Below are 24,101 nucleotides of genomic sequence, written 5' to 3'. Positions count from 1 at the left end.
TATGTTCAAGACCATTATCGTCGAAGACGAGAAACCGATCCTTGAATTAATGAAGCATGTTGTTGGGCAGAACCCTCACTACACGATCATCGGTGCTTTCAGCAGTCCGCTAGAAGCGCTGGAGCAGATCGCGACCCTGCAGCCCGATGTTGCATTTCTAGATGTCGAGATGCCGCGAATGAACGGGCTCGAGCTGGCGCAGATGATTAATGAGGTATCGGAGCACACACAGATTATTTTCACAACAGCTTACAAAAATTATGCGCTAGAAGCCTTCCAAGTGCAGGCGACAGACTACATCTTAAAGCCAGTGACGAAGAGTGCGATCGAACGCGTAACGAATCGACTCCATAAACAGCGAACGGTTGTTGTGCCCCCTGCTCCTTCTGTGAATCAGGCGGCTACCATCAAATGCTTTGGAGGACTGGAGGTGCGGAATCCTCGAGGTGAGCTTGTCCGCTTCCCAACACGCAAAACCGAGGAGCTCTTTGCTTATTTCCTCTGTCATCCGAATTACGAAATTAGTAAGTGGCATTTGGTTGAACTGCTATGGCCCGACCTCGAAGAAGAACGGGTCCTGCATAACCTGCACAATACATTGTACCGTCTGAAGAAGCTATTGAAAGAACAGGAGATTCACCTAGAGATCATCAAAATCAATGAGGGCTATTTGCTCCAAACCCATCAACAAACCTATGATCTGCTCGAATATAAACGTGACCATGAGGCAATGCAGCCTCAACCCCAATCGGTGGATCTGCTAATAACGGAAAAACGATGTTCCCTCTATCAGGGACCATTACTGGACCGCAAAGCGTATATCTGGAAGACCGCGCTTGAGGAGAAATACAGACAGCAATATCTCGCTTATATGCGCAGCCTCATTCTGTATGACGTAGAGCAGCAGAACTGGAAGATGGCCGATCAACGATTTAACCATTTTTTTAGCATTTACCCGCTCGATGAAGAAATGAATTTATATCAATTGCAAGTCTATTTCACGAGTGATCGGAAAGATCAGATGGAGAAAAAATACGCCGATTACGAACGCGCATACCTCGCCGAGATGGGGATAGGGCTTCCAGAGGAGATTGTAAACTGGGGTAAGCTTCATAGGGCGATGTGACACAAATAAGGCAGGGATCCATGACTTGGATCTCTGCCTTATTGATATATCCGATTAAGCTGTTACGCCTCCATCAACGTCCTCTACACGGCTTGGCGCGTTATAGACATTCACATCCAGATCTTTCGTCACTTTACTCGTGACCAGCCCCGCCGTCATGGAACCACTGACGTTCAATGCTGTACGACCCATATCGATCAATGGCTCGACGGAGATTAGAAGACCTGCAAGAGCAACCGGCAAGTTCATCGTCGACAATACGATGATCGCTGCGAAGGTTGCACCGCCGCCTACACCAGCAACCCCGAAGGAGCTGATCGTTACGACTGCGATCAATGTTGCAATGAAGTTGAAGCTGAATGGATCAATGCCAACCGTTGGGGCAATCATTATCGCGAGCATCGCCGGGTAAATCCCTGCGCAGCCGTTCTGTCCAATGGATAGACCGAAGGATGCGGAGAAGTTCGCGATCCCTTCCGACACGCCTAGCTTCTTCACTTGCGTATCCACGTTAAGCGGCAATGCGCCGGCACTTGTACGGGATGTGAATGCGAAGGACAGTACAGGCAATGCTTTGCGTACATAAGTGACAGGATTCAAACCATTTAACGCAATGATAATCAAGTGAATGATGAACATCACGATCAATGCAACATACGATGCGATAACGAATTGTCCAAGCTTAGCAATCTCAGCATAGTTCGTCGTCGCTGTGACTTTGGCAATCAGCGCTAGAATTCCATAAGGCGTTAGGCGTAGTACAATCGTGACAATTCGCATAACGACCGCATAGACAGCTTCCACGAACTTCGTGAATAACTCCGCTTCCGCCGGTTTCTTCTTCGCAATTCCGCGAACCGCAATCCCGATGAAAGCCGCGAAGATAACAACCGCAATCGTCGATGTTGGACGCGAGCCTGTCATATCGTCGAACGGATTGGATGGAACCACATCTAGAATTTGTTGAGGAATTGTCTTATCTTCTACGTCAGCGAGTTTACCGTTCAAGTATTCGCCGCGCTTCTGTTCCTTCTCCCCTTGCTCAATGTTCACAGCCTTCAAGTTAAATCCGAGTGCCGCCGAAATACCAACCGCAGCAGAAATCGCTGTTGTGAATAACAATAGACCGATAATCAATGTGCTTAGCTTACCTACGCCGCTCTTCGCTTTAACTTTAATAATCGCGGAGATGATCGATACCATGATCAGCGGAATCGCAACCATCTGTAACAGCTTCACATAACCGTTACCGACAAGGCTGAACCAATCCACAGAATCTTTGATCACATCCGACGATCTTCCGAAGATCAGCTGCAGCGATACCCCGAACAGAATTCCGAGTCCAAGACCCGTAAATACCCGCTTCGAGAAACTAACATGCTTCTTCTGCATGTACAAGAGTACACCTATTAGTGCGATAAGAACAACAACATTTACGATGGTTGACAACACTTCCATATCGAACATCCTCCCCATATTTCCCTTTAATCTAATGGTTCAATCCGGTGATTTGTTATTTAATGAGATTAATCTAACATAATAATTCCGACCTGTAAAGTATGAATTAAAAATAAATTTTTTTGTAAAAAAAGAGACGAACGATAACGTTCGTCTCTTTCGTCTTCTAGTTTATTAGCGAGATTTCTTCGATAGACTTAAAAATGCGCGTATGAACTGCACATAATTCCGGTTCCTTCCATATAGGCCTTGAATCATTCGCAGGAACAACGGATATTTGCCCACATAGGGATACCAGTGCAGTTCTCCCTTGTTACGACCCGGATCCTCGATGATCGATTTCTCGTGACAGAACATTTGGAGTCCAAGAGATCCATGAGAGCGCCCAATTCCGCTGTCTTTGACGCCGCCAAAAGGCAAATTCGGATTCGCGATACTCACATTCACATCATTAATGCAGACAGCTCCAGATTGCAGTGCATTCGCAACCCGGCGGCCCCGTTCCAGATTATTGGTCCAGACACTCGCATTCAGTCCGTATGTTGTGCTGTTCGCAAGCTCGATGACCTCTTCTTCCTTATCGAAAGGCATAATGCAGAGCACCGGGCCGAACGTCTCCTCCTGCATCACACGCATACTATGCCGCACATGCGTGAGCACGATCGGACGGAGATGCATTGACTTCTTCATCTTCCATTCGACCGGCCGCTCACCGAATTCGAGCACCGCCCCTTGTTCCAGCGCATCGTCAATCTGTCCACGCACAATATCAATTTGCTTCGCAAACGTCATGGAACCAAGATCCGTATCTTCACGATTGTTCTGCTTCAGCGATTCCAATTCCCGCTTCAGCCGCGCAATAAATTTATCATAAATCGGTCTTTCGACATAAATTCGCTCGATGGACATACAGACCTGCCCGCTGTTCGCAAGCGATCCCCATACGGCGCCACGCACGGTTCGTTCGAGATGAGCATCTTCGAAGACGATCATCGGATCTTTGCCGCCGAGTTCGAGCGTCGTCGGGATAAGCCGCTTGGCTGCTTCGACTTGAATTTTCTTGCCTGTCGCAACCGAACCTGTAAAGAATACATAGTTCGGACTGGCTGCAACCAGCGCCGCGCCAATCGCACCGTCCCCTTGGACGACTTGGACAAGCCCCTTCGGGAAGCCCGCTGCTGTGAATATTCGCTCCATGAGATGACCAATCGCTGGCGTCACTTCCGACGGTTTAATGATAACCGCGTTCCCTGCAATCAGCGCACTAAGAACAGGCACCATCGCAAGATAGAACGGGTAGTTCCATGGTGAAATAACGAGTACGACCCCTCGCGGCTCATACGCGATGTATGATTTTTTCCCGAGAAGCGTAATCGGCGTCTTCACCTTGCGCGTCTTCAATTCTTTGACGGCTGTTCGTTCGGTGTGGTGAATCCAGTCCAATAGCACAAGCACTTCGTTCGTTAGCGCTTCAATTTTCGGCTTGCCGGTGCTCCAAGACACGCTCTGTGCGATCTCGTCGGCATGATCGGATATATAAATGCGTAGGGTACGCAAGGTTGACACACGTTCTTGGACCGATTTGCTGCTCCAGTCCTCAAAAGCATCCCAAGCCTCCTCCATAACTTCTTCCACTTGATAAGGCTCAATCGTCTGTATTATTTCTCCTTCCTCACCTGTAGCTGGGTTCATTGCTTTTAACGCGCGCATCGCCATCCCCCTTGATTGAATTGTAATTTATTAAATATCTTATAGCATTTGCGGGCAAAGATATATATGTTTAGATCGAATTTGATGATCGGTGTAGGCCTGTGATAGAATCATTAGCATGATCTGAAACCCTGAGAGGATGTGTCCCTATGAACTGGAAAGAAATCACGACAGAGAGCGAATGGAACGATGTATTGCAACGCTCCGCAGAGCGCGGTCAGCTCATCATCAAGCACAGCACCACCTGTCCAGTAAGCGCAAATGCGCTGCGGGAATTCGACGAATACATCACAGGACAGCCAAATCAAGACGTTGATTACACGCTTGTCAAAGTCATTGAGAGCCGTCCGGTATCCAACCAAATCGCTGGAGATTTAGGAGTGAAGCACGAATCCCCTCAAGTTATTTTCATCAAAAACAAAGAAAAATATTGGACAACCTCGCACTGGTCCGTTACCAAAGAACATATTACAGCCGTGCTTGATTAGTATTCCCAGCCTCGAATCCTTTAGTGGATTTGGGGCTCTTTATTTACTCACACTTCCTAGTGTCGTCAGCTCATGTGCCTGATCACGCTGCCCCATCATATCAGCCAGATAGGGATTTAAGAACATGCCCTCTGGATCAAGCTGCTCGCGCAGGTCCATGAAGGCCTCCCACTTCGGATATACCATGCGGAACTGCTCCGCCTGCATCGTATGCATTTTACCCCAATGCGGTCTACCGCCATGCCGCCTGCAAATCTCCTCGACCTTCGCAAAATATTCCTTGTACGCCATCCCTCGGTACATATGTACGGCAATATAAGCAGAATCACGGCTATTCGCCGGACTCAGCCACAAGTCATCTCCACGTACATATCGGCATTCGATCGGAAAATGAACAGCAAATTGATCACGATCAACAGCATCGCGAATTTCTTCCAGCACAACCTTCATTCGTTCTGCAGGTACGCTATATTCCATTTCGTAAAACCGCACAAGCCTTGGCGTTGCGAAAATACGGTGGCTGTAGCCTACTGCCTGCACATTTGGCACACCGGCAGCAGATAATCGACTTATCGGTTGGCAGAGGCGTGGAATGAAGCGACAGCACTCCGACAAGGCCCAGAACAGCGCATTCTCCATCAGCATCACTTTCCAATAGCTCCACCTGCTCGGCGTTCCAGGGACTTCATCGGTTTCGTTCGTCAGCTTCACTTGGGCCACATCGGTATACGGGAACCAGTAGAATTCGAAATGGCGATTCTCCAACTTCAACTGTTCAAGCTGAGACAAGCACGCTGTGAAAGACATTTTTCTGCTCGAATAGCGCAGCACATAGGTCGGCACAACCTGGAGTTTCAGCTTCACGATAATGCCGAACATCCCCAAGGATACCTGCATCGCACGAAAAAGATCTTCATCCTGCTCAGGCGTACATTCTAGAATCTCTCCAGCTGCCGTCACCACCGTCAGTCCAACAGCTTGGGTTGCTAGACTACCCAGGCGCTCTCCCGTACCATGCGTTCCCGTGCTGATCGCCCCCGCAATGGATTGCGCATTAATATCGCCAAGATTCTCTTGCGCGACCCCATGCGCGTGCAATTCTTCGCCCAGACGGTCCAGCTTCGTACCGCCCCAGACCTCGGCAATGCCCCGTTCTTGATCCACAGCAATGACACCTTGCAATTGATCTAGCGAGACGAGCACGTCATCCGTCTGGACCAGTCGGGTAAAGGAATGTCCTGATCCAACGACACGCAGCTTCCTTCCTTCGGCCGCGCAAGACTTGACGATCGCGATCACTTCTTCCACGCTCGCCGGATATACGATACTTCGCGGTACACTTCGCACGAGTCCCGACCAGTTGCGCCACACTCTTGTATTACGCGCCTTCAAATCTACAGAAAACATTGCCCGTCCCCCCGATATGTCGTGGCTTCTCCAACAATACTGCCGTTCGATATATAGTAAAGCTGTGTGAAGCGTTCACAGAGTTCGCCTGCTTTGCTGTGACGCATGAAGATCGGGTCGCCGAGCTCCAGCTCCTCCGGTCCGTTATAACGGATCGGCGTCTGGACTTCGCCGGCGCCTTCCATCGCGAGGAGCTTCGCTCCTTGCGGCAAATACGGACGCGGCAGCTTATCACGGCCCGCGGCGCCTGAAGCGGTATACCCGCCGCCTAAGCAAGTATAGAGATCTCCGCGCGGCTGGCGCACGATCTCGATAGCGTACCCCGCCGCGGGGTGCAGGCTGAAGTCCCGGTAGTGGTCGAACAGACCGGGAGAATAGAACCCGGAGCCAGCCGTCACTTCGGTAACGGCTGGCTCTGCGCTGCTCGTATGCAGGCTGCCCGTGCCGCCTGCATTGACGAACCGCAGCGGCGGGAGATCGAGGCGCTGAATCGCCGAGACCAGCTCCGCCCGCCGGGCAGCGGCTTCGCGGATCGAGCGGCGTTTCAGCTGCCGCACGATCGCGTTCTTGAGCGCTTGGCCCGGCACGCGGTCGCCCATGCCGGCCACTTGCGCTTCGTAGCCCATGAGCCCGTCGAGCACGACGTGCTTCGAGCCTGCGATGCGCTCAACGAGGCTGAGCGCATCAATCGCCCGGCGTATGGGCGAGCGCCATACGCCGAAGTGCAGCCCCGGGACATCGATCGACATATCGATGTCCACACAGAGCGGCAGCCGCACGCCGTATCTCGCGGCGGCTGCTTCCGCCTGCTCGACATGCGCCTCGCAGTCGACCATCAGCGTGATGCTGCGCCCTTCACGCTGATGCATGGCGACGGACTCGAGCAAACGCGAGTCCGCCGCGGGGTAACCCAGCAGCAAGTCAGTAAAGCCTTGCTGCGCGAGATAGAGTGCTTCGGGCACCGTGAAGCACATCACGCCTTGGAACTGCGCATTCGCATCCAGAATGCGCCTTAGCACATCCACAGAGCGGATCGATTTGCTCGCGATGCGAATGTTCTTGCCATTCGATCGGTCTATGATGCGCTGCATATTTTCCTGTAATAAATCTAGATCCACGAAGGCAAACGGCATCGGTAAACCTGCACACACTTTTTTATAGTAATGATAATCACGCAAATCTTTCGTCCCCTTTACCCGGATAGATGCACAATTTCATGTATTAATAAATATTCTAACAACAGAGAGATAAACCTTTATTTTACAGGTATTTTTCCTTCAATTTGAAATCAAAAAGTCAGCTATTGTCCACATCAGAATCTGAACATTCTGATTGGTGAATAAATTTGAACACAAACTTTAATGAGTCGGCTAATGGGAGGCCTTTGCATGACCAAATATGTCATTATTAACGCAGACGATTTCGGACTTTCACGAGGTGTAAATCGCGGGATTATTGAAGCCCATCAGGCCGGCATAGTGACAAGCGCATCCCTCATTGTGAACAAACCGGGATTAAAGGACGCGGTTGCTCAGGCCAAGCGGAACCCCCGACTCGGTGTAGGTCTCCATTTCAATCTATCGGATGGGAAGCCCATCACGCCGCCATCTCTAGTACCATCGCTCGTGAATACACACGGCTCCTTTCATAACCAAAGTCATGAATGGCGTGAAGAAGATGTGGAACGCGAACTTCATGCCCAGTGGGAGCTTATGCGGCGAAAAGGCATCTATCCGACACATATTGATTCGCATATGCACATCCACTTGGAGTTGCTCCATGTCTATCATGCTGTTGCGAGACTAGCCTTCCGGGAGCTCGTTCCCGTCCGTTGCGATCTATCACAAGATTGGGTAACACCCCCGGTCCCAGTAAGAACAACAGATACGCTCATTCGTGACAAATACAATGAACCGGATAGCGTCGTGCGCCTCATTCGTCATATACAATGGATCCAAGACGGAACCACCGAGATCATGTGCCATCCTGGATATGTCGATGAAGAATTGAAACGGCACAGCACAATGATTGGGGAACGGGAAGCAGAGCTCACTCACCTCACCCACCGGGAAATCGGAACCGTCATCCGTGCTTACGGACTGCATCTCATTCATTATGGACAATTACCCGATCCGCCGACCTTCCATATGCCGCCAGAACCCGAACCGCTCCCCGAACAGAACAGCACCTTATCCAACTTGTTAGCACAGCCCAAACGCCGCTCTTCCCGCCCCCGTTCCCGCCTAGTTCGCAGGAAAAAGCAACGTGTAGAAGCACGTGTCAAAGCAAAAAAATGGCGTACCCGGGGCTTCTATTGATGCCTGCCTCAGAATCTTCTATACTGAGCGTACATTCGATTGATGAGTAAGGGGAGAGGTCCCAGTGAAAATCGTTATAGCTCCTGATTCATATAAAGAAAGCTTGTCGGCCAAAGCCGCAGCAGTCGCGATAGCTCGCGGTTTCCAAGCGGTGTTCCGAGAAGCCACAATTGTGCAGGTCCCCTTAGCGGATGGCGGCGAGGGGACGATGGAGACACTCGTGGATGCCCTTGGCGGGCAGCTGATTCCAGCCCGAGTGAGCGATCCGCTCGGACGCCCTATTGAAGCACATTTTGGCCTGCTCGGCGATGGCAACACAGCCATTATTGAAATGGCAGCCGCATCTGGCCTTGCACGGGTCTCTCCTGCAGAACGGAACCCGCTCCTCACCTCAACACGCGGCACGGGCGAGCTTATCCGTACCGCGCTTGATGCCGGAGCACGGAGGATCCTCATCGGCCTTGGCGGCAGTGCCACCAATGATGGCGGTGTCGGGATGGCTCAGGCACTGGGCTTTCGTTTCGTCCGGCATGACGGCACCGAGATTGCGCCTGGTGGCGCCAGCCTTGCAGAGCTGGACCACATTCTTCTTCACGATGTCGATCCTCGGCTTGCACACACGGAATTCATTGCCGCTTGCGATGTCGATCATCCACTAATCGGAGAGCAAGGCGCATCCGCTGTCTTCGGACCGCAGAAGGGCGCTACGCCCGCGATGGTACAACAGCTCGATATGGCCCTGACCCATCTTGCGTGGCGAATACGTGAAGATCTTCACTGCGATGTAGCAGACAAGCCCGGAGCCGGAGCAGCAGGCGGACTTGGCGCAGGCGTGCTTGCATTCCTCGGAGGCAAGCTGCAGCGCGGCGTCGATATGGTTATCGACGCCGTAGGACTACCTAGCCATATCCAAGATGCAGACCTTGTCATTACCGGTGAGGGTAGGATAGACGAACAGACCCTGCACGGCAAAACATTAAGCGGCGTCGCCCGCATCGCGCATTCGCACGGCGTTCCTGTTATTGCGATTGGCGGTTCTTTGGGCCCTGGCTCTGAATCACTGCAGCTACTTGGGATGGATATGCTGTTCTCTCTCGTCCCCGGAGTCTGCACCTTGGAGGAAGCCTGTCTACAGGCCTCCTCCAATCTGGAACGGACTGCGCAGCACATCGCAAGGGTACTGCAATGCGGGCAGCGTCTTTCATGACCCCATGTCATAACAAATAGAACCGTCACCAAACCCCCCAGAGAAGTTTGGTAACGGTTCTATTTTTTCGTCGGCGGTTTAAAGCCCCGCACGAAGCTAAACGTTCATCGGACCCTGAATCTGAACGTACTTCCGTACAAATTCTTGCACCTGTTCTTTGTATCCATCGACATCCGTCCAATATGCATTTCCATGTCCGGCATCGGGGACGAGAAACATCCGTTTCTCGCTGCTGCATGCAGCATAGAGTGGATACATCATGAAGGTAGGCACGAAATCATCTTTGCCCCCATGTATGAACAAGACTGGTTTCTTCGTCTTCTTCACTTGTTCAATCGCCGAGGCCTCACCGAAGAAATAATTGGCCCTGAACTTACAGATCAGACTTGTCACATGAATCAACGGAAACGCAGGCAGCTTGAACATCTGCTTCAGTTGATAGGACAGAATATCCTTGACCGAGCTGTATGCGCAGTCCGATACGATGCATTTCACCTGATCCGGCAAGGACTCACCGCTCGTCATGAGCACGGTTCCACCTCCCATGGAGACCCCGTGCAGCACGATCTTAACCTGTGGACCATGCCGTTCCAGCATCATATCGATCCATCGCAGCACATCGCACCGATCATGCCAGCCGAATCCGATATAATTACCTCCGCTCTCACCGTGCCCCCTCAGATCCGGCATGAATACATGATAGCCGAACTGCTCCCGATAGAGCTCCGCGAAGCATGCCATATCCTTACCTTTACCCGTGTAGCCATGGACCAGAATCACGAGATTGTTAGTTGGTGAAGGGGCCGCCAAATAGTAGCCTGTCAGCTGGATTCCATCTTTCGATGTCATTCGCAGCGTCTCATACGGCTGAGCCTCCATCCACGAGGACCGATCCTCCCACGGTTTGCCCGGCAGATCGGCTAAATCCGTGTTTTTCTCCATGAATTCCTTCTTACTGCGACGAATGGCGAAGTTATAGAAGTAATTCCCTGCTCCCATGAACAAAAGGGCAGCTGCAATCGCAGCCGCCATAACAATTCGTATGCCCATCATAACCATCATCTTCCTTCAGCTATAAGAGGTAACTAAAAAGTTGGCTTTTACCCTAACTATCTTATTTACTTCTTCACATCAAAAGAACTCTTGAGCGACACAATCAAGTTAAACACGATTTTGTCAGCTGTCGAATCCTTCGGATCCACATTGAAGTATCCATGACGGAAGAACTGGAATTTATCTTGCCCTTTTGCTTCCGACATATTCGCTTCAACGAATCCTTGAACCGTTTCGACCGAATTCGGGTTCAAATTTTCAATGAACGTCTCGCCGGTACGCTCTTCTTCCGGTAGAATTAACGGCTCATAAAGGCGGAATTCTGCTGGACGGGCTTGTGTTGCTTCAACCCAATGGATCGTCCCTTTCACTTTACGCCCTGTAAATCCACTGCCGCTCTTCGTCTCTGGATCGTACGTACAATGCAGCTCAATCACATTTCCCTCTGCATCCTTCACCACTTCGTTGCAAGTAATGAAATACGCGTGCTTCAAGCGAACCTCATTCCCTGGATACAGACGATGATATTTCGCTGGAGGAACCTCCATAAAATCATCTTGTTCAATATAAATTTCACGTGAGAACGGAATTTGACGATTGCCCATTTCCGGATTCTCCACGTTATTTTCCGCTTCCAGCATTTCGACTTGGCCTTCAGGGTAGTTCGTAATAACGACCTTCAGCGGTCTAACGACAGCCATTGTGCGCGGAGCCTTCAGCTTCAGATCTTCACGAATGAAGAAGTCCAGTTGTCTGGAATCCACTTCCCCGTTGCTTCTCGCCACACCGATGCTGCGGCAGAATTCACGGATCGACTCTGGTGTATAACCACGACGGCGTAGACCGGAAATCGTCGGCATCCGAGGGTCGTCCCAGCCTACCACATGGCCTTCATCCACCAATTGCTTCAAATAACGTTTACTCATAATCGTATTCGTTAAGTTCAAGCGTGCGAACTCATATTGATGCGGAACATGTTCCATTTCACACTCTGCTACGACCCAATCGTACAATGGACGTTGATCTTCGAATTCCAAAGTACAGATGGAATGCGTTACGCCTTCAATTGCGTCTTCCAGTGGATGCGCATAGGCATACATCGGATAGATGCACCATTTGTCGCCTGTGTTGTGATGTTCGGTATGCGAAATGCGGTAAATGATCGGATCCCGCAGGTTGATGTTCGGGGAGCTCATATCGATTTTGGCGCGCAATACTTTCTCACCGTTCGCGAACTCGCCATTACGCATACGCGTGAACAAATCCAAGTTCTCTTCCACGGAACGTGTACGATAAGGGCTGTCTTTGCCCGGTTCTGTTAGAGAACCGCGATATTCGCGCATTTGCTCAGGCGTTAGATCGCAGACAAAAGCTTTCCCCTTTTTAATGAGCAATACCGCACGGTTGTACATTTCATCGAAATAATCCGACGCGAAGAATAATCCATCCCACTCGAACCCAAGCCATTTCACATCTTCCTTGATGGCTTCTACGTACTCTGTATCCTCTTTCACCGGGTTCGTGTCATCAAAACGCAAATTGGTTTTTCCTTTATACTCATCCGCCAATTCAAAGTTCAGACAGATCGACTTGGCATGTCCAATGTGCAAATAACCGTTCGGTTCCGGAGGAAAACGGGTAATGATCTCTTGGACACGTCCGCTCTGTAGATCATCACTCACTATATTTTTGATAAAATTTGATGTTGTTGGCTTGTTTTCGTTCTCCATCCTGACCATCCCTTCATCTATTCCATTCCTACATATATTAAATAAATATACCCATTACGGCCCAAGAGTTCAACTCTGACGCAAAATGTTAAAATTACACAAACTGACGATTTCTATCAAATTTTCGCGTTTTACAGCCGATATAAAAGTATAAAACTCGGATATAGGAGGACAGACGATTGAAACAGCTTAAAGTATTGCTATGTATGATTTTGATGCTCGGGATGGTGAGTTGGGCACAGCCGGTAGCGGCGGCAGCTGCAGATCCGACGTTAGTAAATTTAGTATTGTCTGATACGAAATTATCACTTGAGACAGGAAGCTCGAAAGCCATAAAATCAACTGCCGTCTATTCTGATGGCAACTCCAAAGACGTAACGCTCGCGACGACCTGGAGCAGTGGCGATAACACGATTGCAACGATTACCAATGGTGTTATTAAAGCGGTTAAGGAAGGTACCGTGGTTATCGAGGGTAAGTTCGGAGCAGGTGCCACAACACAGACATCCTCCTTGACGGTAGAGGTTACCAAAAAAGTCACAACACTTTCCGTCAATCAACAAAAAGTCGATTTGCGCACGAATGGCGAGATTACATTACAATTAACAGCCTATTATGAAGGCGGAGCCACAAATCCTAATGCGGCTAATACTGCCGAATGGACCAGTGCGAATAATAAAGTTGCAACGGTAGCGAATGGTAAGATTACGGGTCATGACTCAGGCACGACAACAGTGACTGCGAAATTCGGTAACCAGTCTGTAACGATCGATGTTACCGTAGAGCTTGTCCAACGATTAGATACCTTAACCCCTGAAGTGAATATGCTTGTTAACGAGAAGAAAGCTATCGTATTGAACGCGACATATCCCGATGGCGGAACGCCCATCGATGTTGCCACCAAAGCGGAGTGGACGTCAAGCAATGAGAAGGTCGCTGACGTTATCAATGGTATTTTGAATGCCTATACACCAGGTAAAGCTGTAATCACTGCGAAATATGGTTCAAAGACAACTCAAATTCAAGTCGATGTCGATAAGACGAGCAAGCTTGAACTTAGTGTTCAGAACTTGTTCCTGAAAGTAAATGACGTCTACGATGTTACACTTAAAGCTACATACGCACAAGCAGCAGGCGCTGCTCCAACAAGTGTACCTGTAACAGACAAAGCGACATGGTCATCCAGCGATGAGAGCATCGTCTACGCTTACAAAGGCAAATTGACAGCTCTAAAGACAGGTACAGCGACGATTAAAGCCAAATATGGCGATAAAGAAGCTTCACTAACAGTCGATGTTGAAGTTCCTCGTCGATTGGAGGTTCTGTCTAACAATGTCGTTATCGATGATTCAATTGCGATGGATAAGAATAGTTCAATCAATGTTAAACTTCAATCCGTCTTCGCGGACGGTACGACAGGTGACCTTACAACCAAAGCAACTTGGACTTCCAGCAATGAAAATATCGCGATCGTTAGTATGGATGGCGGATCCGCGAAAATTACGTCATATGGACAAGGTGAATCCAAGATCACCGCGACATATAGCGGCAAATCGATTTCCTTTACCGTTAACATTGACGTTCCGCGTAAACTGAAAATCGTTGAGGAAATAACGAATCAGGAAGAGATCAAATCCTTTTCCCTGGATCCGAAAGGCACAAAACAGTTAATGGTCATAGCCTTAAAGGGGAACAGCAACACGGGTACGGAGTTAAAAGATAAAGCAGCCGTATGGTCCTCCAGCGATGAGAAGGTTGCAGAGGTAGCCTATGATGCCGTAACAGGCAAAGCAACCATTACGGCTTTGGACAAGGGATCAGCTACAATTACTGTGAAGTACGGCACGAAGTCGACATCCGTGAAAGTAGACGTTGCGAAGTCTGATAAGCTCGAAGCAAATAAAAAATTGATCTACATGATGATCGACGAGACGGCTGAAGTTAAACTAACTTCGTGGGATCCTTCTGGTAAAGATAGTATAGTGCTCCCAGATAAAGCAGAATGGAGCTCCAGCAGCGAGAAAATCGCCACTGTTTCGAACGGCACGATTACAGCTCTCTCTTCCGGTAAAGCAACGATTACTGCAAAATACGGCGGTAAATCGGTTTCAATCCCGGTTGAGGTAGAAGTGGTTCAGAAGATCGAATTATCGAAGAAGTTCTTGTCTATGAAGAGCAAGAGCGATGATCCAAATGCGCCAGCGTCGGTTGATGTAACACTGATAGTAACGTTCTCAGACGGCAAGACCAAGAAAGATGTCACGAAAGAAGCCGAGTGGAAGACAAGCAATTACCGTGTCGTCGACGTAGTGGATGGCAAAGTAACCCCGGTTGGTTACGGTAAAGCCAAAGTAACGGCAAAGTACGGCACCAAGAGCCTTTCGCTTGATGTCGAAGTCGACCAGTTGAAGTATTTGAAGACGGATGTTGTTAACCTGTCTTTGAAAGTATCCGATAAGTCCTCTAACGTCAAAGCGACTGCCTACTATGCAGACGGCTCGAGCCTTGATGTATCTGCAGCAGGTCTTTGGAAATCTTCCAACATTAAGGTGGCAGACATCATCGATGGCATCATCACTGTGAACGGTAAAGGCAAGACCACCCTCACGGTAACCTACGGCGGCAAGAATACGAAAGTTTACTTAGTTGTTCAATAATAACGCAGGCGAGGGCAATGAAGCCCTCGCCTTTTTTTCGTTCTTTTGACAGCTGGATCGTTGCTACGATGGATTTCGTCCAGCATAGCGCCGACATTTCGCGATACCTACAGATTTACTGCATGATATAGCGGAAAATTAGGGGTTTCAGCTGCATATTCGAGTAAAATTCATGCAGAAATCCATCATAGATCACCACCGGCGGCCATTCCAGCCAAAGTTCGTGCAAATATACAGGATAGAAAGTGTGATGGGGGGTGCCAGCGATGCGAAAGGTGGAGGATGATCTCGGCCGTAACTGAGCACCTAATACAAAAAACAGCCGCCCAGCACACTGCAATCTGCAGCGCACTGGGCGGCTGTTCTCTATTCATCTCGACTCGCAGCAGACACCGCTTCCTGCAGCAGATGCTTGAGCTCCAAGCTATATCTCTCCCGCTCTTCAAAGGACCAATTCAATTGAATGGCCATGTAACGGATAACGGGTTCTCGCCATTTCCGTACCGACTCCACATCGAACAACATCGCTCCTGTACGGCGTATGAAGAAATCAGCTGGCGTCACAGCCATCTCATACTGGATCGCATAGGATAGCTCTGCAAGAAGACCAAGCGGCATATCGTTATAGCGCCGAAGCTCCTTCTGGCAAGCAGGCACCAGATCGAATATAACATCTACATTCGCACCATAGCGACGTGTTAATCGTTCGGCCTCCTCCAGCGTCAGACCAAAAGCTCTCCCCTGGTGCGCCCGATCACGCACAAAGGCTTCCCACTGCTTCGAACCTCCGAATTCCCCGCCGGATATCGGCAGCTGCTTCGTCTTACATGGACGTTCTGCCGTATCGAGTCCTGATTCGATCCGTCGCTCCACCACAGCATTTACGACATTCTCAGCCATATGGCGATATCCCGTTAATTTGCCCCCAGCAATGGAGATCAGGCCAGAAGGGGAATGAAATACTTCATCCTTGCGCGATATTTCCGACGGACTCTTCCCTTCTTGGTGTATGAGCGGCCGAAGCCCTGCCCAACTGGACTCGACATCTTCCACGGTAAGTTCTAGCGAGGGAAACATGCCGTTCGCTGCTGCGAGCAAATAATCGCGATCCTGTACCGTCATCCGCGGTTTGGTCATGTCCCCGTTGTATTCCGTGTCCGTTGTGCCAATATACGTCTTACCCGCTCTCGGAATAGCGAAGACCATCCGACCATCTGGTGTATCAAAATAAATCGCCTGGCGAAGTGGGAATCGCGATTGATCGAACACAAGATGAACACCTTTCGTATGATAAATCTTCGATCCCATCCGTGAATGATCCATGGCACGAAGATCATCGACCCAAGGTCCGGCAGCGTTAATTATCGTATGAGCTTGGATCGAGAAGCTCTGATCCGTTATCTTATCCACCGTCTGTACGCCGGACACCTGGCCCTTATCATATTGAAATGCCGTTGCCTGCGTATAATTCACCGCATAGGTACCAAGCTCAACAGCCTTCTTCAAGACTTCCATCGTTAATCGTGCATCATCCGTCCGATACTCCACATAGATTCCGCCGCCCCGAAGTCCCTCCGGCTTCAGGAGTGGTTCCTTCTCTAGCGCTTCTTCCCGTGTCAGCATCCGCCGCCGCTCATGCCGCTTCACACCAGCTAGATAATCATAGAATCGAAGACCTAGCGAAGTAGACCATTTCCCGAACGTGCCACCTGCATAGAGCGGCAGGAGCATCCACTCCGGCGTTGTTACATGGGGACCATTCTCATAGACAATGGCTCGCTCTTGCCCCACCTCAGCAACAACCTTGACTTCAAGCTGCTTCAAATATCGAAGTCCGCCATGGACCAATTTCGTTGACCGACTGGACGTACCCGCAGCAAAATCCTGCATCTCAATTAGCGCCGTCTTCAGACCGCGTGATGCAGCATCGAGCGCAATCCCTGCACCCGTAATACCACCGCCGATGACGAGTACATCGAAGGTTTGCTGAGCCATCTCTTTAAGCAGTCTTTCGCGCTGATCACTAGACAACGATTTTCCCATTCGGCCCACCACCTTTTCATTGTCATCACATACTGCTAATTTTTGAATATCATCGCCGCTTGAACCGCACGGGTCCACCCGGTATATAGCCGCTCCTGCACTTCCCGCTCCATCGCAGGCATGAAGACATGCTCCTTCTTCCACTGTCCCGCGATTTCACTGCGATCCCGCCAGAATCCAACGGCAAGCCCCGCCAAGTATGCTGCACCAAGGGCTGTCGTCTCCGGGTTCGCACACCGCTCAACGGGAACGCCGAGCATATCACTCTGGAACTGCATCAAGAAATGGTTCTGCACCGCACCACCGTCTACACGCAACGATTTCAGCGTAATCCCCGAATCCTCCTCCATCGCCATTAAGACGTCCTTCGTCTGATAGGCAAGCGATTCGAGGGTCGCACGAATGAAGTGCTCTTTCGACGTTCCACGCGTCAATCCGAATACTGCGCCGCGTGTATCACTGTCCCAGTATGGCGTACCCAGCCCAACGAAGGCTGGAACAACGTACACGCCCTCGGTCGAATCGACACGCCCTGCATACATCTCGGAATCCTTCGCAGACTTGATCATACGAAGTCCGTCACGCAGCCATTGTAATGCAGATCCCGCGACGAAGACGCTGCCCTCCAGCGCATATTCCACACGTCCATCGATCCCCCAAGCGATCGTCGTCAACAGTCCTTTCGCCGAGGCAATCGCCTGCTCACCCGTATTCATCAGCATGAAGCATCCGGTACCGTACGTATTCTTCGCCATGCCCACTTCGTAACAAGCCTGACCGAATAGAGCGGCCTGTTGATCGCCGGCAGCGCCTGCGATGGGAATTCCATGATCGAATAATAGACCGCCTGCTGTTACCCCATAGACTTCAGATGAGGACCGTACCTCCGGCAGTATGGCTCTTGGTACATCCAAGATCCGCAATAGTTCATCGTCCCAACGTAATTCATGGATGTTGTACATTAGTGTCCGTGAAGCATTCGAATAATCCGTCACATGCACACTTCCGCCCGTCAACTTCCAAATGAGCCATGTATCAATCGTTCCGAAGCATAGATCCCCTTGCTCCGCACGCTCCCGCGCTCCTTCGACATGGTCGAGTATCCATTTCACTTTAGTTCCGGAGAAATACGGATCGATCAGTAACCCGGTTTTGGCCCGAATTCGATCTTCATGTCCCTCATCCTTCAGTTGTTCACAGATCTCCGCCGTCTGCCGCGATTGCCATACGACTGCAGGATAAATGGGCCTTCCGGTATGCCGATCCCAGACGACCGTCGTCTCGCGCTGATTCGCAATCCCAATGCCAGCTATTTGATCTGGTCTAATATTCGATTTGGCGAGCACCGTCGTCATCACTCCGAGCACGGAGACCCAAATTTCACTCGCATCATGTTCAACCCAACCCGGCTTCGGAAAAAACTGCATAAATTCCTGCTGCGCCATCTCCACGACATCGCCATTTTGATTCACCAAGACGGCACGAGAGCTTGTCGTCCCTTGATCGAGCGTCAAAATATAGGTTTCTTCCATGAATGACTCCCCCTCATCTTAATCCGTGTGCCAAGTTTTTCCGATCTTTCTACAATCATATTTATTATAGCCTCTAATCGAACCCTCGCACAGAATGTTTGGCGAAAAAAACGAAAGGACCGCGGCACCCTTTAGTTGCGGCACAACGATCCATTTCAAGATAGGTTGACATGTATATAGGAGAACTTACTTCTTAGCTTCCTTCTCTTTATCTTTTTTCTTCTTCACTTCGTCCTCTTGCCAGCCTTTGTCTAAGCCATCCTGCAACTGCTTCTGGATATTGGCGATAGTCTGTTCCATCGACTGTTTATTATTTAAGAACTGTTTCGTTTGTTCATCAATAACAGTATTCTGCGTCATATAGAAACTATTCGGCATGGGATACTCTTTAGAATTGTAGGTTGTGAATTTCGGTGTAAGCAGATAGAATGCGGATAGATCATGATTCTCTTTGTCTTTGATAAACTCTTTGCGTGTCGGCAAATTACCCGTCATTTGCCTCGATTGCATACGTGCCATTTCTGGACCGTTAACGAATTTTACGAACTCCCATGCGGCGCGTGTGTTTGCTGATTTTGCATTCACACTCATAATTTCGCTTAAATACATATTGTCTGTCATATTCGGCTCAGCAGGATTGACGGGTGCCGTGACGACGCCCCATTGGAACGGTTTGAAATCCTTGATCTGGTCCTTCGCGCGACTGATTTCATTCATATACCATGAGCTGCTGACGGTCATCGCAGCTCGCCCGACCGTAAAAGGATTACGGGACATATAGCTTTCCATCGTATCGCCCGACTGCGGCATATCTCTATTTTCCTGATATATCGCCCCTGATTTTAACGCATTCGTAGCAAGCTGATAGACCTTCCGCCAGCTCTCTGCTTCGAACTGAACTTTCTTGCCTTCTTTGTCTACCCAGCGAAGATTCTCCGTTCGGCCCAAGTTCATGACGAGATCAGATGCTCCACCCATCCCTTGCATTTTAAGACCATAGATTCGATCTTTATCAGACCCACTCGTTGGGAAACGCTGCGCTAATTGCAGCACCTGATCCCACGTCATTTGATTCTTCGGCAGTTCTACGCCATTCTTCTGGAACAAATCTGCATTATAATAGAGCACTTGCGCTCCAAAGGTCGCAGTAAGCCCATACGTTTTGCCGCCTCCCTTATCTTTGAGCATTTGCATGACAGAAGGCAGGAAACTCTCCGTATCGAACTTCTCTTGCTTCATAATGGTATCGAGCTCGTATAATTTCCCTTCACTCGCAAGCTTCTCATACTGATCTGGCTGAAGCATCAATATATCCGGCTGATTCTCCTCGATGAACTTGTACATGGCCTCTTGATAGTCCTCATACGATTTCTCCATTTCTTGTTGTAACTTCGCGGTCGAGATGACCTCGAATTCAACATTCGGATACTTCATGGTGAAGTAATTACCATATTCCCGATAAAAATAATCCTCTTCCCAGAATAATACCTTCAACTTCACATTCTGCTCTGCATCCAGCGGTTCAAGTGCAAGCTTCTCAGAGCAAGCAGACAATAATAGGGTCAATGCTAGAAGACTGACCAGCAGCAAGCTAAACTTTTTACGCATCATTAACTTCCCTTCTTCTCTATTGACTGACAAATTAACCGTTTAAGTATGTACGTGTATGGCTCTTTACTTTTTAGCTTCCTTCTCTTTCTCTTTTTTCTTCTTCGCCTCGTCCTCTTGCCAACCTTTATCTAGTCCATCCTGCAGCTGCTTCTGGATATTTGCCAGGGTCTGCTCTGCCGACTGCTTATTATCAAGGAATAGATTGGACTGCGTCTCTAGGACTTGATTTTGCATCATATAGAAATTGCTTGGCACCTGATACTCTTTCGAATTATAGGATGTAAATTTCGGCGTAAGCATGTAGAAGGCTGAGAGATCATGATTCTCTTTATCTTTGATGAAATCCTTGCGCGTCGGCAGGTTACCGCTCATCTGTCTTGATTGCATGCGGGCCATATCTGGACCATTAATGAATTTTACAAATTCCCAGGCAGCGCGCGTGTTCGTCGACTTCGCATTAACTGCCATGATCTCACTTAGATACATGTTATCCGTCACATTCGGATCTGAAGGGCTGACAGGCGCTGTCACAACTCCCCACTCAAAAGGCTTGTAATCCTTTATTTGATCTTTCGCTTGGCGAAGCTGATTAGTATACCAAGAACCGCCCATCGTCATCGCCGCTTTTCCCATCGTGAACGGATTCCGAGCATAGTAGCTCTCCATCGTCTGCGCTTGATTATCTTGCGGTTTCTCGCGGTAGATCGCCCCGGACTTCATGCCTTGCGTCACCAGGTTGAAGGCCTTCTTCCAACTCTCCGATTCTAACTGAATCTTCTTCCCTGATTTATCAACCCATCGTAAGTTCTCTGTTGATCCCACATTCATAAGCAGGCTGGAGAACCCGCCATATTCCATGCCCAAGCCATAAATGCGGTCTTTTTCCGCCCCGCTGGTCGGGAACCGCTGCGCCAATTGAAAGAGCTCTTCCCATGTCATCTGATTCTTCGGCAGTTCTACCCCATTCTTCTGGAAAAGATCTACGTTGTAAAAGATAACTTGTGCGCCAAAGGTTGGAGCTAAACCGTAGATTTTGCCGCCGCCCTTATCTTTGAGCATCTGCATCACGGCCGGAATGATATTCTCCGTATCGAACTTCTCTTGCTTGATAATCGTGTCCAGCTCATACAACTTGCCTTCGCTTGAGAATTTCTCATACTGGTCCGGTTGCAGCATCAAAATATCCGGCTGATTCTTCTCAATGAACTTATTCATCGCTTCTTGATAGTCCTCGCCTGATTCAGATACTTCTTTCTGCAATTGATTCTGGGAGATGACTTCAAATTCAACATTCGGATATTTCATCGTAAAATAATTGCCGTATTCCTGATAGAAATAATCCTCTTCCCAGAAAATAACCTTCAACTTCACATTCTGCTCTGCATCTAACGGTTCAAGTGCAGCCTTCTCCCCAGAGCATGCCGCCAATAATAGGGCCATCGTCAGAAGACTGACTAGCAGCAAACTATACGTTTTGCGCATCATTAACTTCCTTTCTTCTCTATGAACTGACAAGATTATCCTAATTATATACGAATAATAGGTAAATTTGCCTTACATTTCCTAAAGATTAGATTAGTTTTTCTTAAAGATTCTTAAAAAACGGCATAGAAAAAAGCAGTCCCATGAAGGACTGCTTCTATCAAATCGGCTCAATATGAATATGCACATGCTGGATATTATGCTTCTCTAGCATTTGCCGTTCGATTCGTTCCGTAATCTCGTGGCTCTCTGTCACATTCAGATCATTATCTACCTGCACCGTAGCATCGACGAGCACTTGGTTGCCTAGTAGACGAGCACGGATATCTTTGAGCTGCTCCACACCCGGTGTGGTGATGATCGTCTCTTTGAGCTGCTCCAGCTCCTGTTCGTCGAAACCGTCTGTCAAGGAATGCGCCGTGCCGCGGAAAATCGACCACGCGGTCTTGCAGATAATCAATCCGACCACAATTGCCGCTACCACATCCAGCCATGGCAAGCCAAGGTTCGTGCCGACGATCCCGACGAATGCACCAATGCCGACCAAGGCATCCGACCGATTGTCTTGCGCTGCTGCCTTCAAAGCTTCGCTGTTTACTTTGTTCGCAAGTCGAAGATTCGAGCGGTATACCACATACATCACAGCCGCACACCCTAGCGCTGTCCATGCGGTAAGCATATTCGGCATCTGACTGCTTCCTGTTGCCAACTTGGTAATCCCTTGATACAGCACCTGAAGACCTACAGCCATCATGATAAAAGAGGCAACTAATGCGGAGAGCGTCTCCGCACGGAAGTGCCCGTAGGGATGATCCTCATCCGGCGGCTTGCGGGAAATCCGTAATCCGATTAATAACGCAATCGATGCGACAATATCGGTACTATTATTTAATCCATCCGCTAGCAGCGCCTCCGAATAGAATAACCATCCAATAATCAGCTTTACCGCGGCGAGACCCAGATAAGCAATGATACTCGTCCAAGCCCCGCGCTCTCCTTGTTGTAAATCTCGATATGCTTCTGTCACGGGTAACCCTCCACGTCTTCATCAATTCCGATAGAACTATCGTAACGGATGAAACCCGTGTGGGTCTAGAGAAACAGTGTTGGGTTGTGACTATTAACGTTGACGGGGTCAAAGAAGTTGGTTGAGGGAAATATGACGAGCCTTTGTGGGGTGGGGGAAATCGCCGAAAACATATTGCATGAACACTCCGGTACGGGGGTATCCGATTTCGCCGCTGTTGAATACCGGGAAACTTTGATTGGACTATAGTAGATGTTTCCCAGTATTCAAAGGCGGACGCTCTCGCTCTGCATCGGATACCCCCTGCCCTCCGTAATTGCAATATGCAGTCGAGCTCCCCCACCCCAAGAAGGCGTAGGTCATATTTAGAGAGGGAGCAGGAGGAGTAAGAAGAAACCGATCAAATGAACGTCTGCTGCAATGACGCCCCGCCGTCCATCGTGTAGCACGCGCCGTTCACATAGGCGCCATCGGGAGAGAGCAAGAACGCTGCGAGGCCCGCGATTTCCTCTGGCGTGCCGAAGCGCCCCACCGGGATGCGATGCTTGAGCTGTTCCCCAGCCTCCACGCTCGAGACCAGACGCTCTGCGCCGCCTGTGCGCTCGATCATGCCGGGTGCGATTGCATTCACGCGGATGCCATAGGCCCGGCCCCATTCCACGGCGAGCGTCCGGGTCATAGCGAGCACGCCTGCCTTCGCGCAGGCGGAATGAATGACGCCTGGTCCGGCATCCCAAGCATAAGTCGCTACCATATTCAAGATAGATCCTGCGGTTCCAGTTGCAATCCAGTGCTTACCAACCGCCTGGCTGCAATAGAAGGTGCCGTTCAGCACAATCTGAATGACGGCATTCCAGCCATTGACGCTAAGCAATTCTGCGGGACAGAGAAAGTTGCCTGCTGCATTATTCACTAATGCATCGATCTGACCATAAACTTGCAGCGTCTCCTGCACCATCCGCACCGCGTCTTCAGGCTTCCTGACATCCATCGTTACCGGATGAACGCACCCCTGCCCATCGCTGAACATCGCTATTTCGCGCTGCGCAATTTCTAGCTTCTCCGGCGTACGTCCTGTAATTACAACCGAAGCCCCTAATTGTACGAATCGAGCAGCCATCGCTTTGCCCATACCGCTCGACCCGCCTGTGACGATCACGACCTTCCCGTTCATTCCACCGCCCCCTTGAACGAAATAACTTCAAGAAAAAGGCTGCCGAAACGTCCGTTCGACAGCCTTTCCATGTATTAT

17 protein-coding genes are annotated in these 24,101 nt (G+C 49.6%); 5 read left to right on the top strand and 12 right to left on the bottom strand.

The annotated features are described in order from the left end of the window. Position 1: 1 nt before the first annotated feature. Positions 2-1,126, top strand: coding sequence for a response regulator (locus tag C558_RS0102540; protein WP_018754649.1), 1,125 nt, complete (start codon positions 2-4; stop codon positions 1,124-1,126). A gap of 54 nt (positions 1,127-1,180) precedes the next feature. On the opposite strand, the gene C558_RS0102535 is transcribed toward C558_RS0102540, so the two are convergent. Beyond that, a complete protein-coding gene (locus C558_RS0102535) occupies positions 1,181-2,584 on the bottom strand; it encodes an L-cystine transporter (protein WP_018754648.1) in 1,404 nt (467 codons plus the stop codon). Positions 2,585-2,758: 174 nt separating this feature from the next. After that, positions 2,759-4,294 carry an aldehyde dehydrogenase family protein gene (locus C558_RS0102530; protein WP_018754647.1) on the bottom strand — a complete coding sequence of 512 codons (1,536 nt, stop codon included), beginning with the start codon at positions 4,292-4,294 and terminating at the stop codon, positions 2,759-2,761. Positions 4,295-4,443: 149 nt separating this feature from the next. Here C558_RS0102530 and ytxJ point away from each other — a divergent pair, with 149 nt between their 5' ends. After that, positions 4,444-4,782 carry a bacillithiol system redox-active protein YtxJ gene (gene ytxJ / locus C558_RS0102525; protein WP_018754646.1) on the top strand — a complete coding sequence of 113 codons (339 nt, stop codon included), beginning with the start codon at positions 4,444-4,446 and terminating at the stop codon, positions 4,780-4,782. 39 nt (positions 4,783-4,821) lie between these two features. Here the strand turns inward: ytxJ and C558_RS0102520 are convergent, their stop codons facing one another. Both C558_RS0102520 and C558_RS0102515 read right to left on the bottom strand, forming a co-directional pair. Continuing rightward, a complete protein-coding gene (locus tag C558_RS0102520) occupies positions 4,822-6,189 on the bottom strand; it encodes a D-arabinono-1,4-lactone oxidase (protein WP_018754645.1) in 1,368 nt (455 codons plus the stop codon). After that, a complete protein-coding gene (locus C558_RS0102515; protein WP_018754644.1) occupies positions 6,177-7,367 on the bottom strand; it encodes an amino acid deaminase/aldolase in 1,191 nt (396 codons plus the stop codon). The genes C558_RS0102520 and C558_RS0102515 overlap by 13 nt, the downstream gene beginning before the upstream one ends. A 210-nt stretch (positions 7,368-7,577) precedes the next feature. Here C558_RS0102515 and C558_RS30215 point away from each other — a divergent pair, with 210 nt between their 5' ends. Both C558_RS30215 and C558_RS0102505 read left to right on the top strand, forming a co-directional pair. Beyond that, positions 7,578-8,507: a carbohydrate deacetylase gene (locus C558_RS30215; protein ID WP_018754643.1), complete on the top strand. Its 930-nt coding sequence runs from the start codon at positions 7,578-7,580 to the stop codon at positions 8,505-8,507. Positions 8,508-8,571: 64 nt separating this feature from the next. Continuing rightward, positions 8,572-9,714, top strand: coding sequence for a glycerate kinase (locus C558_RS0102505; RefSeq protein ID WP_018754642.1), 1,143 nt, complete (start codon positions 8,572-8,574; stop codon positions 9,712-9,714). A gap of 96 nt (positions 9,715-9,810) precedes the next feature. On the opposite strand, the gene C558_RS0102500 is transcribed toward C558_RS0102505, so the two are convergent. Together C558_RS0102500 and C558_RS0102495 are read right to left on the bottom strand one after the other, a co-directional pair. Next, positions 9,811-10,767 carry an alpha/beta fold hydrolase gene (locus C558_RS0102500; RefSeq protein ID WP_018754641.1) on the bottom strand — a complete coding sequence of 319 codons (957 nt, stop codon included), beginning with the start codon at positions 10,765-10,767 and terminating at the stop codon, positions 9,811-9,813. Between the two features lie 65 nt (positions 10,768-10,832). Further along, on the bottom strand, positions 10,833-12,497 hold the full coding sequence (locus C558_RS0102495; protein ID WP_018754640.1) for a glutamine--tRNA ligase/YqeY domain fusion protein: 1,665 nt from the start codon (positions 12,495-12,497) through the stop codon (positions 10,833-10,835). Positions 12,498-12,676: 179 nt separating this feature from the next. Between C558_RS0102495 and C558_RS0102490 the strand changes: the two genes are divergently transcribed. Next, the gene (locus tag C558_RS0102490; RefSeq protein ID WP_018754639.1) at positions 12,677-15,154 is read left to right on the top strand and encodes an Ig-like domain-containing protein; all 2,478 of its coding nucleotides are present in this window, start codon (positions 12,677-12,679) and stop codon (positions 15,152-15,154) included. A 366-nt stretch (positions 15,155-15,520) separates the two neighbouring features. On the opposite strand, the gene C558_RS0102485 is transcribed toward C558_RS0102490, so the two are convergent. From C558_RS0102485 to fadH, 6 genes are all read right to left on the bottom strand, one after another. Beyond that, positions 15,521-17,197 carry a glycerol-3-phosphate dehydrogenase/oxidase gene (locus C558_RS0102485; RefSeq protein ID WP_018754638.1) on the bottom strand — a complete coding sequence of 559 codons (1,677 nt, stop codon included), beginning with the start codon at positions 17,195-17,197 and terminating at the stop codon, positions 15,521-15,523. 35 nt (positions 17,198-17,232) lie between these two features. Continuing rightward, positions 17,233-18,729: a glycerol kinase GlpK gene (gene glpK / locus C558_RS0102480; protein ID WP_018754637.1), complete on the bottom strand. Its 1,497-nt coding sequence runs from the start codon at positions 18,727-18,729 to the stop codon at positions 17,233-17,235. A gap of 186 nt (positions 18,730-18,915) precedes the next feature. Further along, positions 18,916-20,340, bottom strand: coding sequence for an ABC transporter substrate-binding protein (locus C558_RS0102475; protein WP_018754636.1), 1,425 nt, complete (start codon positions 20,338-20,340; stop codon positions 18,916-18,918). A 63-nt stretch (positions 20,341-20,403) separates the two neighbouring features. Further along, positions 20,404-21,825, bottom strand: coding sequence for an ABC transporter substrate-binding protein (locus C558_RS0102470; RefSeq protein ID WP_156825980.1), 1,422 nt, complete (start codon positions 21,823-21,825; stop codon positions 20,404-20,406). 157 nt (positions 21,826-21,982) lie between these two features. Further along, the gene (locus C558_RS0102465; RefSeq protein ID WP_018754634.1) at positions 21,983-22,849 is read right to left on the bottom strand and encodes a cation diffusion facilitator family transporter; all 867 of its coding nucleotides are present in this window, start codon (positions 22,847-22,849) and stop codon (positions 21,983-21,985) included. A gap of 400 nt (positions 22,850-23,249) precedes the next feature. Continuing rightward, positions 23,250-24,023: a 2,4-dienoyl-CoA reductase gene (gene fadH / locus C558_RS0102460; protein ID WP_018754633.1), complete on the bottom strand. Its 774-nt coding sequence runs from the start codon at positions 24,021-24,023 to the stop codon at positions 23,250-23,252. Between the last annotated feature and the right edge of the window lie 78 nt (positions 24,024-24,101).

It is taken from the genome of Paenibacillus terrigena DSM 21567 (genome assembly GCF_000374845.1).
Taxonomy (GTDB): domain Bacteria; phylum Bacillota; class Bacilli; order Paenibacillales; family Paenibacillaceae; genus Paenibacillus_K; species Paenibacillus_K terrigena.
This window is presented reverse-complemented; position numbering and strand designations above follow the sequence as displayed.